This window comes from Spirillospora sp. CA-142024, assembly GCF_050942325.1.
Lineage (GTDB): Bacteria > Actinomycetota > Actinomycetes > Streptosporangiales > Streptosporangiaceae > Spirillospora.
In genome coordinates this window covers 233,162-246,658 of sequence record NZ_CP192077.1, presented here as the reverse complement: position 1 = coordinate 246,658, position 13,497 = coordinate 233,162, and the positions used below count along the sequence as shown (strand labels likewise).

The following is a 13,497-nucleotide window of genomic DNA, read 5'->3' as shown; positions in this document are numbered from 1 at the left end:
CACCTCGGTGTCGGCGCGGACGATGTCCTGCACAGTCCGATGGGTCGGCTTCCCGACCCGGAGGATCCGCAGCATGGCCGGCTGGACTCATCGGTACGCGCGCATCAACGGCCTGGACGTCCACTACGTGGAGCAGGGGGACGGGCCGCTCGTCGTCCTCCTCCACGGTTTCCCGCACCTCTGGTTCAGCTGGCGTCACCAGATCGGGCCGATCGCCGACGCCGGGTTCCGGGTCGTGGCGCCCGACATGCGCGGCATGGGGCAGACCAGCGGGCCTGCGGACCCCCGCGAGTACGACGTCGACCGGATCGTGGGCGACGTCGTCGGCCTCCTCGACCACCTCGGAGCGGAGAAGGCCGTCTTCAGCGGCCTCGATTTCGGGCTGTTCGCCGCCTACGATCTCGCCCACCACCACCCGGACCGCGTCGCCGCGATCATCGGGCTGGAGAACCCCTTCTTCACCCCGAGCGAGGAGTCACCCCTGACGCTCGCCGCCCGGCAGGCCGAGCGGCATTTCAACCACATCCATTACTTCACCGCTCCCGGTGTCGCCGACCGCGATCTCGCCGCGGCGCCCCGCGAATTCCTCCGCAGGCTGTTCTACGCGCTCTCCAGCGACTACCACTATCTCGATGTCTGGCGGCGGCCGCCGGGGACGTCCTATATCGACGCCCTCCCGGAGCCGCCGCCGCTGCCGTGGGCATGGCTGACCGAGCCGGAACTGGAGTTCTACGTCGACGCCTACAGCCGCAGCGGCTTCACCGGCGGGCTGAACTGGTATCGCGCCATGGACCTCTCCTGGGAGTACCGCAAGTCGTACGGCGGCGGAAAGAATCCCGTCCCGTTCTACTTCATAGGAAGCGAACAGGACGCCGACCTTGAGGGCTGGCACGGCCCCGACCCGCTGAACAGGCTGGCGGAACACCACGCCGACCTCCGCGGCGTCCGGATGATCGAGAAGGCCGGCCACATGATGCAGATGGAGAAGCCCGGCGAGACCACGGCGGCGATGCTCGAATTTCTATCCGGGGAGTGACAGGTGAGCCTCACCGAAGACCGGGTCGTGGTGGTCACGGGCGCCAGCCGCGGCGCCGGAAAGGGGATCGCGCTGGCGCTCGGCGGCACCGGCGCGACGGTGTACGTGACCGGGCGCACCCGTTCGGAGGGCGACGCGGACCTTCCGGGGACGGTGTTCGCCACCGCCGCGGAGATCGACGCCCGCGGCGGCACCGGCGTCCCGGTGATCTGCGACCATTCCGACGACGCGCAGGTGGAAGCCCTGTTCAAACGGGTGGAGCGGGAGCACGGCGCGCTGGACATTCTCGTCAACAACGCGTTCACGATCCCGGACGGCCTCACTCGGGGAGGGCCTTTCTGGGAGAAGCCGCTGGCGCTGCAGAGCATGTTCGACGTGGGAATGCGTTCGGCCTACGTGGCGAGTTACTACGCCGCCCCACTCCTTATCAGGAACAATGGGGGTCTCATCGTCAACACGTCGTCGTTCGGCGGACGCTGTTACATGCACGGCCCGGCGTACGGCGCGGGAAAGGCCGCCGTCGACAAGATGGCGCACGACATGGCGGTGGACTTCCAGCCGTACAACGTGGCCGTCATCTCACTCTGGATGGGCCTGCTGAAAACCGAGCGCAACAAGGCGCTCTTCGAGGGCGCCCCTGGCCGGTACAAGGCGTTCGCCGCGGGCGCGGAGTCCGCCGAGTTCAGCGGCCGGGTCATCGACGCCCTCGCCCGGGACCCGGAGCCGATGAGGTGGACCGGGCAGGTCCATATCGGGGCTGAACTGGGTGAACGTCTCGGGGTCGTCGACATCGACGGGAACGCTCCCGTCTCCCACCGCGCCCGGCTCGGGGATCCGCCGATGTTCGGCACCGCCGTGGTGAAATAGCCGCAACACCTTTCCCAAAGGTTGTCAGCGATTCTCACCCGCGAATTCAATGCGGGCGCGCATACCCAAAGGCGCAGTACATGCGATGCAAAGCACGCGGCATATCGAGGTGCCCGGACATGGTCGAGGCCGTCCCCTACCGGACACTTCGATCTTGACGGTTCCGATTAGCAGTTATACGCCGGAAATATCCCACTAACAAGGCCATGACCTGACGCGCAAGCGAAGTTATGATCCGAAACGGGGACGGTCCCCATGGCGCAGGGGACGCCCGGGCGTCCGCTGTCCGCATTTCTTCGTCCATCCCTGTCCGGCCCGCCGAGACCGAGCGAGACACGGCGATGGGACTCCAACGAGGAGGCACCATGACCCACGTCGAGCAAGAGTCCACCCCTCAGGCCCCGTCCGCGGTAGCAGACCCGGCCCCACTGGGACTGGCGGCCTTCGCCCTGACCATGTTCCTCTTCTCCGCCAAGAACGCCGCCTGGACCGACGGCACCGTCGCCTGGCTGGGCTACGCCCTCGCCTACGGCGGCGTGGTCCTGCTGCTGGCCGGCATGTGGGAGTTCCGCAACCGGAACGTGTTCGGTGCGACGGCCTTCTCGTCCTACGGCGGCTTCTGGATCGGCCTCGGCCTGTACGTCGTGCTGGTCGCAGGGAAGACCACCCCCGTGCAGCAGGCCAACGACCTGGGCTGGATCCTGCTCGCCTTCGCGATCTTCAACACCTACATGATGCTGTGGGCGACGCAGGTCAACCAGGCCATCCTCGCGGTGTTCGTGACCCTGGAGGCGACGGAGATCATCCTGTTCATCGGGAACTTCTCCACCAGCGAGAACACCATCAAGATCGGCGGCTACATCGGGGTCCTGACCGCCATCTGCGCGTGGTACGCCTCCGCCGCCGGCGTCATCAACGGCATGATGGGCCGCCCGTTCCTCGCCGTCGGCAAGCCCCTCTCCACGCCGCTCACCGCCGGCCCCGAGCCCCACTGACCCGTCCCACCGCGCCCCCGCCACCCCACCTGGCGGGGGCGCCGTCATCCGCCTGCGCCCCTCGGCCCTGACGCAGACTGGGGTCATGATCGAGATCCGCGCCCGGAGACCTGGCGACGGCACTGGCATAGCAGTGGCGTGGTGCGACTTCGCCGAGTTCTACCGAGAGATCGCCCCGGAGTCGTTCCAGTCCCCCCGCCGTGACGGCCTCGACGTCTGGCTTGAGGACAAGTTGCTGACCAAAGGAGAGGACGGCTTCGTCCGGGTGGCCGAACACGACGGAGAGGCGATCGGGTTCGTCGATGCGGCCTTCCTGCCACCGCACACCGACGCCGATCGCCAGTTGGTCCGCGAGGTCGCGCTCCCTCGGGTCTTCGTCAACGCGCTCGCCGTCCAGCGGGATCATTGGCGCTCAGGAGCGGGAGCGGCCCTGATGACCTCAGTAGAGCACTGGGCCAGTGAGCGCGGCGCCCACATGGTCATGCTCGACACCTACGCCGACAGCCCCGTATCTGTCCCGTTCTACGAGCGCCGCATGAGATACCACCGCCAGGCCATCGTCTTCGCCAAACACCTCGATCAGCCGTGACGCCCACCGGCGTGCGCTCGCCGCGATTCAAGATCATTCGCTCCGGCGGCCGCCGACGCGGCTTCCGGTTCCATGGTCCATAGGGCGCCTGACAAGCGTCTCTCCGTCCCCCGCGAGGTTGCGGGCCACCCCGTCCTTCGCACTGTCCTCTGTGACCGGACCGCAAGGCAGGAGTCCGGCCGACCGGTTCGAGCTCGTCGAACCGTGCTCGAGCCAAACACCTCACGGAGGACATGACAATGCAGATCGAAATAGACATCGTACGTATCGGCGACGAGCCCCTCAGGGACGCCGCCACGCGAACGGTCAAGGAGAAAGTCAGCGAGGGCGCCTCCGCGACCATCGCCGTCTGGCCTGGCGCTGGGGTGGAGACGGAGGAGGGAAACATGCTCTTCTCCAACGTCCGCCTGAACGTCGAGGGGGCCCCGGAGGGCTTCGACTCGATCCCCGAGGACGACGAGCGCTAGGTCCACGTCCGCCCCAAGGACGACGCCGCCACGCGAGCGGTCAAGGAGGAGTTCAGCGAAACCGCCTCCGCGACCGTCGTCGAGTGGCCCTTCGGTTTTGGAGGTCGTCGAGGGGGCTCCGTTCGCCTCGGCGCCAAGTTGGCCGTCGTTGACGTCCCTGAGGACGTCACCGACGGCTGGTACCAGTCCTGCTCCTGACAGGAGTCTGGTACCGCTCAGCCTGTGGCCCCGTGCTCCTTCCTGGAACCACGGGGCCTCATCTGTTCGGCGGGCGTGGCAGGATGCGCGGCCCACGCGGCCGTCCTCGACCACTGGCACCCGCACGAGCTGCGGCACTCGGGGATGGGCCGCTGCCCTCTTGGGCCCTGATCTGAACTAGTGGCTCCCATGGCGCACGCAAAAGCCCCCGTCCGTGATCGGAAGGGGGCTTTGCCGTGTGCGCACCCGAAGGGATTCGAACCCCTAACCTTCTGATCCGTAGTCAGATGCTCTATCCGTTGAGCTACGGGTGCCTGCCGCAGCTACTGTACCGGCTCTACGGGGTGTCGGCGAATCGGTTCTCGGGACGGGCGCGGAGACGCCAGAGGTGTGACTTGAGTCACGGAACCCTTTGTGGCGGTGTTGCGCCAAAGGGGTGATTGAGGCGGGAGTGACCTGCGAGTCTTGAGCCCGTCCATGCCCAACCCCCTGAAGGAGAATCCTCATGCGCATGTCCGCCACCAAGCTGGTCGGCGTCCTCGCCGTCGGTGGCCTGATGCTCGGTTCCACGGGCTGCGGCGCAGTCGACGCTATCGCGGGCGGGAAGAAGAAGACCGCCTGCAAGAACATCGAGACGGAGCTGCGGAGCTTCTCCACCAGCGGCATGTCGATGACGACGCCGAGCGGCGCCTCGGCGACCGCGCAGAAGTTCGCGGACACAGCGTCCAAGGTCCGGTCCGAGGGGCAGAACGCCGGCGGCGACGTCGAGACCGCGGCGACCGCGTTCGCGGGCGACCTCGACGAGACGGCGTCGATGCTGCGGCAGGTGCAGTCCGGCAGCACGTCCCCGCGCCAGCCCGACCTGGCGGGTATGCGGCAGCACGGGAACGACCTGGCCAAGGCCTGCGGGTTCACCGGGTTCTCGCTGGGCGGCTGACGATCCTGATCCGCTCCCGCGGCCCCGGGAGCGGGACGCCCGACGGCGTTTCCGACTATGCTGTCCAGGCCGCAGGTCAGACTTTGCCGGGTGACTCACCGAACCGGTAACCTGTCCTGAGCCTGATGGCTACTGGAGGATTCGCCTAGTCCGGTCTATGGCGCCGCACTGCTAATGCGGTTTGGGTGCAAGCCCATCCGGGGTTCAAATCCCCGATCCTCCGCCACTAACCAGCGGTTTCCTTGATCTCGTGTGGGTCGAGGGGGCCGCTGGTTTCGCGTTGGGGGCCGGCGCGGCGGGGGACCATGGCCGCAGCCGCCTCGGCGGCTTCCGCGAAGACCGGTGGGACCACGGACGCGTAGACATCGTCCCGTCCTCCGAGCTGGAACAACCCGCCTCGGTGGGACCAGGCTTGGCCGGTACCCCTGTACTCCTCAACGGGGATCGGGTGCCCTCACGCATCCGGTCGATATAGAGCCGTCCATACAGGTGGTCGATCTCGTGGCCAGCCAGATGGGCAAGGGCTGCGTTCAGGACAATTGCCACCTGCCGCCCGTCCAGACGCGTGCGTGCGACTTCCAGCCTTGAGCGGCACAGGCCGTTCAGCGTCCGGGCCGGGTGGGGCGATGAAGGCGGTGGTGCCGTCGAGCCCGATCTGCGTCGCGCGGAAGGTCTTGACGGGGCCTAAACCTTGATCGATGATCAAGGTCACTTCGCGGCGGTGGCTTCTACAACCGGTCCCGCCCATAAGCGGTTCGGGGGCGAAGGAGGCACGACATGCGCGCACACAAAATGGCGGCCGCACTCATGACGGCGGTCCTGGCCACGACCGGCACAGTGGCCCTCAGCCCCGGGACGGCCTCGGCGGCGGACTGCGACGATTTCGAGACGCCGATCTGGCTCAAGACCTACAACAAGGCCCCGATCAGAAAAGGTCCCGCCAAGCACTGGGAGGTCGTCGCCTGGGTCCGCGCCGGCACACGGCTGGCCTCCGATGGCGCCTGCATCAACAGCTCCGGCAACAAGTGGTTCCGCATCTACTACCCGCACACCGGCTGGATCTACTCCGGAAGCGTGTATCAGATCTGAACTCTCCCCCTCGCCACATTCGCCCCGCGTCACGTACTCGGCCCGCTCGCGCACCAGACAGCGTGTGGTGCTCGGGAGACAGGGAAGGTGTCGGCCAGATCCGAAGTGGCCAAGGGTGTGTTCATACCTCAGGCCCCTCCGTGGGGGGAGGGGCCTGAGGTATCAGGCACTCAGCGAACTGCTGTGGCAGGGCGGCGTCTGCTGCGCAGCACCAGGTGGACATTGAATGCGATGATCACAGCGAGTGTCGCCAGCCCCAGCCAGAACCCGAGGCTGACCTCTACCCTGATTCCGAGGTTGTCGAAGAATTTCGCAACTTCGGCTGGCGGCATGGTCGACGGCATTGGCAGAAACTCATGCCCTATTACGTCCAGCGACTCCGAGGCCCACAGCCCGGTCGCCACCAGGAGTCCACCGGAGACTGTCGCTGTAACGGCGGCGACGAAGCTCTGCTTCTGCGGACTGCGTGCCAGGGCGGTACCCGCACCTACCACAAGCACGACGAGCAGGGCGACTGGGAGAACGCGGACCGACGCGGGAAACGTGTTCGCTTCAGTGGCGATGTTCCAACCGGTGAAGCCTTCATCGACTATCCGTTTCAATTTTGGATGTCCGGATCCCGCACTAGTGGCAATGCAAGGCACGAAGAGGAAGACCAGCAGAACAAGCACGAAACCAATCGGATTGACCAGCCTTGTCACCACCCGCTCAAGGGGAGCCGGTGCATGTTCCTGTATGTCGTTCATCTGCTGGACTATAGCCAGGCCACCTGGGACCGGTCCCTGAATCGCCAGTACCGGCGCACCACGTGACGGGATTCCTGCAGGGACCCGGGAGAGCCGGGCACGCAAGATGGATGATCATTCCGGAACCGGCAGCCCTAGTGATCACGACACACCGTCACGCACCGGACTTCGAGGCACGTCCTAGTCCTATGCCTTTGCCGAATACGTGGTGTCCACGGACCTGCCGCATCGCGGCGAACAACCGGTCGGCTCCCAAAACCGCCACCTCCACACACTTATTGGAATCCCAGTAGTGAGAACTCTGACGCCATTCCTGGCGGCCCTTACCTGGCGCTCGGTGCCCTGCTGGTACTGGCACTGGTCACCCGCACTCCACTCATCCTGTCGCCCTGGGCATACCTGGCCATGCCACCGGCTTACGCCCACACCACCAGGTCGGTGACGAGTTGCCACAACCGCGCCCGGAGGCCCGGCTGGCTTGGATCATGCGGTGACGGCCCGGCGTCGGTCGGGTCGATGCGTCCTCTACCGGGGGCGTAGGCCGTCGAGGATTAGCTGGGCTATGTGTGCTGCGCGGTCGCGGCTGGTCTCTGCGCCCGCGTGGCGGATCGCGGCGAAGGCGCCGGCTACCAGAGCCATCACCTCGTCGGCCGTGACGTCGGCGCGCACGGCGCTGGCCGCGTGGGCGCGTTCGAGCAGGTCGGCGACGTGGCGGGTGAGATCCGCCGCGACATCCGGGGCGGCGGTGCGCAAGTCGAACTCGGCGGCCACCAGCGCGCTTTTCACCGCCACGTTCTCCGCGCCGTTGGCCATCATCCGTGACAGCAGCGAGTAGAGGGCCTCCGGGTCTTCGGCGGCGGTGAGCGTTTCCGCCTCCGCCACCAGTTGCCTGATCTGATCGATCGCGACGGCGAGATACAGCGCTTCCTTGGCCGGGAAGTGACGGTGGACGGTGCCGGGGCCGACGCCCGCGCGCCGGGCGATCTCATCGAGCGAGACGCCGAGACCGTCGGTCGCGAACAGCTGCTGCGCGGTCCGAAGGACGCGCTCGCGGTTGCGGCGGGCGTCTGCGCGCAGCTCGCGGTCGCCGCGCGTCGCAGGTGCGGGGTCAGGTGGCTGGCTGGTCATGTCGGACTCAGCATAACCGGGGCGCAGCACCGTATAGTGTGGACTATAAGCGGGGCGGCGCACCGGTTACGAGGGCGACACACGAACCCGCCCACCGGCCATGAGGAGCACGTCGATGACCACACGCGAGGACTCCGGCGCCCTGGTGCGGCGGATGCAGGAATGCTTCAACAGCCGGCAGTTCGACCAGGCCGCCGACCTGCACACTCCCGGCTTCTTCAGCCATCCGCTCGGCACCGCCGGATTCGAGGCCGGCAAGGACGCCTGGCGCACCCTCACCACCCGGTTCCCCGGCATCCGCGTCGTCGCCCAGGACATCCTGGTCGACGGCGACAGGGCGGCCGTCCGCTCGACCGTCGAAGGGCTCGACACTCCGGATGGAGACGCGCGGCCAATGCTGTTCGAGATCTTCCGCATCGAGGACGGCCGGTTCGCGGAGATGTGGGGAGCCAGCACGGGATTCCCGTCCTCAGCCAGCCCCGAAGAGTTGCTCGACTAGTCATGCCGGTGCGCGGCGCGGCGTTGTACCGGCGGGCATGACCGGACTCCCTTCTCGGCGGGCATCCTCTGGGGACGCCTATGTCGTGGTGGCTCTTCGCGCCTTATGGTCGGGGCATGGAGCTGCTGGCCGTCCTGGCCTCGATCGCCGGTGTGCTCGGGCTGGTCGTCGGGGTGGGGCAACTGAGGGTCGCGGTGCTGGCCCGCCGTGACGTCAGACACACCCAGCGGAGCGAGGAATCTGACGGAGCGAGGAGCGGAGCGCTTCCGGTCGCCTTGCCTATGGGGCGTCTGCCGGCGGAGGTCCTGGGCCGGGACGATCTGCTGGCAGCGCTGATCGATTGCCTGGGCGAGCGCGCACGCAAGCAGTCGGGCGGCGTGTGGGTGCTGGCCGGGATGGGCGGTGTCGGCAAGTCGACCGTCGCCCTCTGCGTCGCCGCCGAGGCGCGCAAGCGCAGCCGGCCGGTGTGGTGGTTGAACGCCTCGGACGCGGAGTCCCTGCGCGGCGGGATTCTGGAGATCCTGCACCAGATCGACGCGCCGGAGGCAGTGGCCCGGGCGGTCCGCGAGGGGACGGCCACCGCACCGGATCGGGTCTGGGAGGTGCTGTCAGGGCGACGAGGGCTGCTGGTGCTGGACAACGCTGACGATCCCGGCGTGCTGGCCGCCGGCGACGCTTCGGCACCGGCCGACGGCACGGGGTGGATCCGGCCCGGCGGCGGGCTCATGGTCCTGGTGACGACACGTCACACCGATGCGAGCACCTGGGGAGCATGGGTCCGGATGCGGACCTCGGGAACCCTTGACGACGCCAGCGCGGCGGCAGTTCTCCGCCGGGCCGCGCCTCAGGTGGACGATCCCGGCGGCGAGGCACTGGCGCTGGCGAGGCGGCTCGGCGGCCTGCCCTTGGCGCTGCACCTGGCGGGCGCTTACCTGGCGGCCCCCTTCGCCCGGTGGCGCGGCTTCGCCGAGTATCAGCAAGCCCTGGACGGTGCTCTGGCACATGACGCGGTCACCGATCTGGACGGCGGGCGCAGCGATCCGCGCGGCACCGTGCTGCAGACCTGGGAGTTGTCGCTGGACGCCCTGGCCCGGCAGGGGGTCGGCCAAGCGCGCGAACTGCTGTGCCTGCTGTCGTGCTTCGCGCCCGACGTACCGCTCCCGGAGTCGGTGCTGCTGGCATCGGCGACCCGGGAACGTCTGGAAGGCCTGCGTGCGCTGGCTACGGTCGCGCTCATCGACATCACCGCCGATCAGCACATCAGGATTCATCCCGTGGTCGCCGACACCGGCCGCACCCGGTTGCTCACCACCTTCAGCAACCGGCTCCCCGCCATAGGAACGGACGCGGTCGAACTTCTCCAAGTCGCGGTGGAGAACCTCGACAGCGAGCGTCCATCGGACTGGCCCGCTTGGCAGAGCATCCTCCCGCACATTCGCGCCATGCTGCACTGGCTCGCGCCGCACCTGGCGGACGAGGCCCTGACCACTTTGCTCGGCATCAGCAGAAAGGCGCTGGGGGCGCTATGGCTCGACGAGAACAAGGAAAGCGCCGGTGGGGAGGAGTCGGCCCGTGCCGGCCTGTCGGCGGCCGCTCGTCTCGGCGACGAGCACCCCGACACGCTGGCGACCGGCATCGATTTCGCTTGGTCGCTCGGCATGCAAGGTCACCACGAGGAAGCCGCGCGCATGTGCCGGCGCATCCTCGGCATCGACCGCCGTGTCCTGGGCGCCGAGCACCCCCGCACGCTGGACGCCTGGTCGGACCTGGCCCGCTGGACCGGCGAGATGGGCCGTCACCACGAGGCCGAACAGATGTGCCGGGAGGCCCTCGAAGTCCACCGCCGTGTCCTCGGCGCCGAACATCCTCTGACATTGCGCACCGGTGCCACCATGGCGCGCGCGATCGCCGCGAAAGGTCGCCACAGCGAGGCCACGGCGATGTTCGATGACCTCTTGGACGTCATGCAGCGCGTCCTCGGCGACTCCCACAGCCTCACCACGGAGACACGCGAAGGACTCGCCACACTGAGAAGGCGAGCGTGACGGGTGGCGCTGGACCTGGTGCCCACATCAGAGTGGGAGAGTGCGACCTGGAGAACGCTGGAGCACCGGATCCCGACTTCGTGGTGCTCGCCGACCCGGACGGCAACGCGTTCTGCGTCGTTGACCTGAGCCGAGCACCGTCCGGCACTGCCTGACGCCCGGCGGGGCGCTCCGCGGAACGGCACCCGAGTGTCAGGAGGCTGCTCTACTGTGAGGGCGCATGGTTGATCATGCCCCCGCGCTCTGCGACGAGAACGTTCTGGTCATCCCCGACCCGTGGCTGGAGGATCTGATCCCCCGGCGCGGGGGCCTGGTCCCGGTGCCCGAGACCGAGCCGCGTGCGGAGGCGCACGCCACGGTGCGCGAAAGCCTGGAGGCCGCCCGGACGGTCGTCCGCGACGTGCTGGAACACCGGGGCACCGTCGCCGAGCTGGCCGAGGCGGGCCTCGCCTACCTGAAGGGCGAGGCGACCCCGCTGGGGGCCGCGGTTGTCGCGCGGGTGGAGACGATGGCGCGGCTGAAATCGCGCTACGCCGACGACGCCGACTGGACCGACTTTCTGGTGGCCGAGCACGGGCTCCCCTTCGCCGCCTGCACGTTCGCCGAGATCGAGGGGATCTGGATCTGGGGCGACGGCGGGATGACGGTGAACGATGAGGAGCCGGGCTACGTCCTGCGCGGGACGGACGATCTGGTCCACGCCCACTGGGTGCCGCGCGGCGCGGGCCTGCGGATGCGGGCGCTGCTGGCCGCGGCGGACGACGATGCCCGCGCCGCGGCCGTCGAGGCGCTGGCCGGGCTCCGCACGGATCCGGTGAAGCGGCTGATCACGTCGTTCCTGGTGCCGGACCGCACGGAGTGGGTGGACGAGTGCTGCGAGGAACCGCCGAAGCGGCAGTCCTACACGACTTCGGCCGGAGCCAAGCTGCTGTGGTGGTCGCTGGGTACGGCCGAGCAGGTCGAACGGCTCGGTGACTGGGCCGTCCTCGGAAGCGGCGAGTGGTCTCCCGACGTGCTGTACACCGTGGTCGACGGGTTGGGGGAGGCCGCGGCGCCGGTGCTGGCGCGGTCGCTCGACGGGGACGCGGAGCCGAAGGACCGGCGGCGCATCGTGGACGCGCTGGGGCGAATCCCGGGCGACAAGGCGTTCCAGATCACGGGCGGCTGCCTTGACAAGGTGAACGTCCTCCCCGCGATGGAGGCGATGATCGAGCGGTTCCCCGTCCGGGCGCTGCGGATCCTGCCGGAGTTGAGCACCGGTACCTCCAAGCGGTCGGCGCTGGCGGCCGGGCTGCTGAACGCGCATCTTGAGGCGCACCCCGGCCTGGTCGAGACGGTGGAACTCAGCGCGCGGACCCGGGCCGCGCTCGACGCCGTCCAGGCGAAGCGCGTGGCCGAGGCGCCCGAAGACCAGGTGCCGAAGGCCCTGCGGAAGGGCGGAAAGAAGGGTGCACCCGGGTGGGCGCCTCCGGCGGCGATGCCGCAGATCCTGCTGCGGGGCCGGGAACACGCGCTGCCCGCGGCCGCGACCGGCCACCTGGTCGAGGAGCTGGGCAAGGCGAGCCCGCGACGCGCGCCGGCGCAACGCCTGAGTGATGCGCTGGACGCGCTCGACCCCGGGTCGCTGGCCGAGTTCGGCTGGAGCCTGTTCGAACGTTGGCGCGTGTCCGGTGAGGCGACGCGGATCGGCTGGGCGCTGGCGCAGCTGAGCTGGACCGGCGACGACGAGATCGCGCGGCGGCTGGGCGGGATGGCCCGTTCCTGGCCCGGCCAGGACGGGATCCAGCTGCCGCTGAAGGCATTGGACGTCCTCTCCGGGATCGGCACCGACGTGGCGGTCATGCAGCTGCACCTGGTCGCGGAGAAGGCCCGGCCCAAGCGGCTCAAGAAGAAGGCGGCGCAGCTGCTGACCCAGGTGGCCGACGACCGCGGCCTCACGATGGACCAGCTCGGCGACCGGATCGTCCCCGACTTCGGCCTGGACGCGGACGGCGGCATGACGCTCGACTACGGGCCCCGATCGTTCACGGTGGGCTTCGACGAGCAACTGAAGCCGGTCGTGTTCGACGGCAAGGGCACGCTCCGCAAGACGCTGCCCAAGCCGGGCGCGAAGGACGACCCGGAGGCGGCGCCCGCCGCGCACCGGGCGTTCACCGGCTTGAAGAAGGACGTCCGGACGGTCGCCGCCGACCAGATCCTCCGGATGGAGCGGGCCATGGCCGAGCAGCGGCGATGGACGACCGAGGACTTCCGGCGGCTGTTCGTCGGGCACCCGCTGCTGTGGCATCTCGTCAAGCGCATGGTCTGGCTGCACGACGGCGACGGGACCACGGCGTTCCGGATCGCCGAGGACCGCACGTTCGCCGACGTGAACGACAAGGCACTGACGCTGCCCGAGTCCGGCGAGGTCCGGATCGCCCACCCGGTGCATCTGGGGGAGAGCGTGGCGGCCTGGTCCGAGGCCTTCGCCGACTACGAGATCCTGCAGCCGTTCCCCCAGCTCGGCCGTCCCGTCCACGCGTTCACGGACGAAGAGCGCGCCGGCAACCGGCTCGACCGGGTCGTGGACGTCGTGCTCGGCGTCGGGAAGGTGCTGGGCCTGGAACGCCATGGCTGGACGCGCGGCACACCCGAGGACGCGGGCGTCCAGCACTGCCTGATCCGGTACGTGGCGGGCCGCTCGGTCGTGCTGGACGTGAGCCCGGGCTTCCCGGTCATGTCCCCTGCCGAATGGCCCGAGCAGACCCTCGGCCTCGTCCGGATCGCCGAGTCCGAGGCGTCGGATTTCCGCACCTCGGAGGCCACGTTCGGTGAACTGGACGGCGTCGACGCCTCCGAACTGCTCCTGACGCTGCAGACGCTCGCCGACTCGGCTGACACCAGATGAGCGGGTGACGCACC

At 68.6% G+C, this 13,497-nt stretch carries 13 protein-coding genes and 2 tRNA genes; 11 read left to right on the top strand and 4 right to left on the bottom strand.

Annotated features, from left to right (window positions below):
- Positions 1-73 precede the first annotated feature (73 nt).
- The 5 genes from ACQPZP_RS01265 to ACQPZP_RS01245 all read left to right on the top strand — a co-directional run bounded on the left by ACQPZP_RS01265 (position 74) and on the right by ACQPZP_RS01245 (position 3,954).
- Entirely contained in the window at positions 74-1,036 is a 963-nt protein-coding gene (locus tag ACQPZP_RS01265; protein WP_433475765.1) for an alpha/beta fold hydrolase, read from the top strand.
- 3 nt (positions 1,037-1,039) lie between these two features.
- Positions 1,040-1,903, top strand: coding sequence for an SDR family NAD(P)-dependent oxidoreductase (locus tag ACQPZP_RS01260; RefSeq protein WP_433475764.1), 864 nt, complete (start codon positions 1,040-1,042; stop codon positions 1,901-1,903).
- 365 nt (positions 1,904-2,268) lie between these two features.
- Entirely contained in the window at positions 2,269-2,898 is a 630-nt protein-coding gene (locus tag ACQPZP_RS01255; protein ID WP_433475763.1) for an acetate uptake transporter, read from the top strand.
- Positions 2,899-2,983: 85 nt separating this feature from the next.
- Positions 2,984-3,487 carry a GNAT family N-acetyltransferase gene (locus ACQPZP_RS01250; RefSeq protein WP_433475762.1) on the top strand — a complete coding sequence of 168 codons (504 nt, stop codon included), beginning with the start codon at positions 2,984-2,986 and terminating at the stop codon, positions 3,485-3,487.
- Between the two features lie 233 nt (positions 3,488-3,720).
- The gene (locus tag ACQPZP_RS01245; RefSeq protein ID WP_433475761.1) at positions 3,721-3,954 is read left to right on the top strand and encodes a hypothetical protein; all 234 of its coding nucleotides are present in this window, start codon (positions 3,721-3,723) and stop codon (positions 3,952-3,954) included.
- A 439-nt stretch (positions 3,955-4,393) separates the two neighbouring features.
- Here ACQPZP_RS01245 and ACQPZP_RS01240 read toward each other — a convergent pair.
- Positions 4,394-4,466: transfer RNA gene (locus tag ACQPZP_RS01240), tRNA-Arg, on the bottom strand.
- Between the two features lie 191 nt (positions 4,467-4,657).
- Between ACQPZP_RS01240 and ACQPZP_RS01235 the strand changes: the two genes are divergently transcribed.
- Positions 4,658-5,089, top strand: coding sequence for a hypothetical protein (locus ACQPZP_RS01235; RefSeq protein WP_433475760.1), 432 nt, complete (start codon positions 4,658-4,660; stop codon positions 5,087-5,089).
- Between the two features lie 134 nt (positions 5,090-5,223).
- A tRNA-Ser gene (locus ACQPZP_RS01230) sits at positions 5,224-5,315 on the top strand.
- Here the strand turns inward: ACQPZP_RS01230 and ACQPZP_RS01225 are convergent.
- Positions 5,294-5,671: a peptide deformylase gene (locus tag ACQPZP_RS01225; RefSeq protein ID WP_433479534.1), complete on the bottom strand. Its 378-nt coding sequence runs from the start codon at positions 5,669-5,671 to the stop codon at positions 5,294-5,296. The two genes, ACQPZP_RS01230 and ACQPZP_RS01225, sit on opposite strands and share 22 nt — an antisense overlap.
- Positions 5,672-5,866: 195 nt before the next feature.
- Between ACQPZP_RS01225 and ACQPZP_RS01220 the strand changes: the two genes are divergently transcribed.
- Entirely contained in the window at positions 5,867-6,178 is a 312-nt protein-coding gene (locus ACQPZP_RS01220) for a hypothetical protein (RefSeq protein WP_433475759.1), read from the top strand.
- Between the two features lie 170 nt (positions 6,179-6,348).
- Here ACQPZP_RS01220 and ACQPZP_RS01215 read toward each other — a convergent pair whose 3' ends face one another.
- Positions 6,349-6,924, bottom strand: coding sequence for a hypothetical protein (locus ACQPZP_RS01215; RefSeq protein WP_433475758.1), 576 nt, complete (start codon positions 6,922-6,924; stop codon positions 6,349-6,351).
- 525 nt (positions 6,925-7,449) lie between these two features.
- Positions 7,450-8,052: a TetR family transcriptional regulator gene (locus ACQPZP_RS01210; protein WP_433475757.1), complete on the bottom strand. Its 603-nt coding sequence runs from the start codon at positions 8,050-8,052 to the stop codon at positions 7,450-7,452.
- Between the two features lie 115 nt (positions 8,053-8,167).
- Between ACQPZP_RS01210 and ACQPZP_RS01205 the strand changes: the two genes are divergently transcribed.
- The 3 genes from ACQPZP_RS01205 (at position 8,168) to ACQPZP_RS01195 (ending at position 13,483) form a co-directional block, all read left to right on the top strand.
- Entirely contained in the window at positions 8,168-8,551 is a 384-nt protein-coding gene (locus ACQPZP_RS01205; RefSeq protein ID WP_433475756.1) for an ester cyclase, read from the top strand.
- A 116-nt stretch (positions 8,552-8,667) separates the two neighbouring features.
- Positions 8,668-10,596, top strand: a complete 1,929-nt coding sequence (locus ACQPZP_RS01200) for a tetratricopeptide repeat protein (protein WP_433475755.1) — start codon at positions 8,668-8,670, stop codon at positions 10,594-10,596.
- 220 nt (positions 10,597-10,816) lie between these two features.
- A complete protein-coding gene (locus ACQPZP_RS01195) occupies positions 10,817-13,483 on the top strand; it encodes a DUF4132 domain-containing protein (RefSeq protein WP_433475754.1) in 2,667 nt (888 codons plus the stop codon).
- Positions 13,484-13,497: the final 14 nt, after the last annotated feature.

Excerpts from the sequence above, each read along its gene's own strand:
- ACQPZP_RS01265 (WP_433475765.1), top strand. The coding sequence starts at position 74 with ATGGCCGGCTGGACTCATCGGTACGCGCGCATCAACGGCCTGGACGTC.
- ACQPZP_RS01255 (WP_433475763.1), top strand. The coding sequence starts at position 2,269 with ATGACCCACGTCGAGCAAGAGTCCACCCCTCAGGCCCCGTCCGCGGTA.
- ACQPZP_RS01250 (WP_433475762.1), top strand. The coding sequence starts at position 2,984 with ATGATCGAGATCCGCGCCCGGAGACCTGGCGACGGCACTGGCATAGCA.
- ACQPZP_RS01245 (WP_433475761.1), top strand. The coding sequence starts at position 3,721 with ATGACAATGCAGATCGAAATAGACATCGTACGTATCGGCGACGAGCCC.
- ACQPZP_RS01235 (WP_433475760.1), top strand. The coding sequence starts at position 4,658 with ATGCGCATGTCCGCCACCAAGCTGGTCGGCGTCCTCGCCGTCGGTGGC.
- ACQPZP_RS01220 (WP_433475759.1), top strand. The coding sequence starts at position 5,867 with ATGCGCGCACACAAAATGGCGGCCGCACTCATGACGGCGGTCCTGGCC.
- ACQPZP_RS01215 (WP_433475758.1), bottom strand. The coding sequence starts at position 6,924 with ATGAACGACATACAGGAACATGCACCGGCTCCCCTTGAGCGGGTGGTG.
- ACQPZP_RS01210 (WP_433475757.1), bottom strand. The coding sequence starts at position 8,052 with ATGACCAGCCAGCCACCTGACCCCGCACCTGCGACGCGCGGCGACCGC.
- ACQPZP_RS01205 (WP_433475756.1), top strand. The coding sequence starts at position 8,168 with ATGACCACACGCGAGGACTCCGGCGCCCTGGTGCGGCGGATGCAGGAA.
- ACQPZP_RS01200 (WP_433475755.1), top strand. The coding sequence starts at position 8,668 with ATGGAGCTGCTGGCCGTCCTGGCCTCGATCGCCGGTGTGCTCGGGCTG.
- ACQPZP_RS01195 (WP_433475754.1), top strand. The coding sequence starts at position 10,817 with ATGGTTGATCATGCCCCCGCGCTCTGCGACGAGAACGTTCTGGTCATC.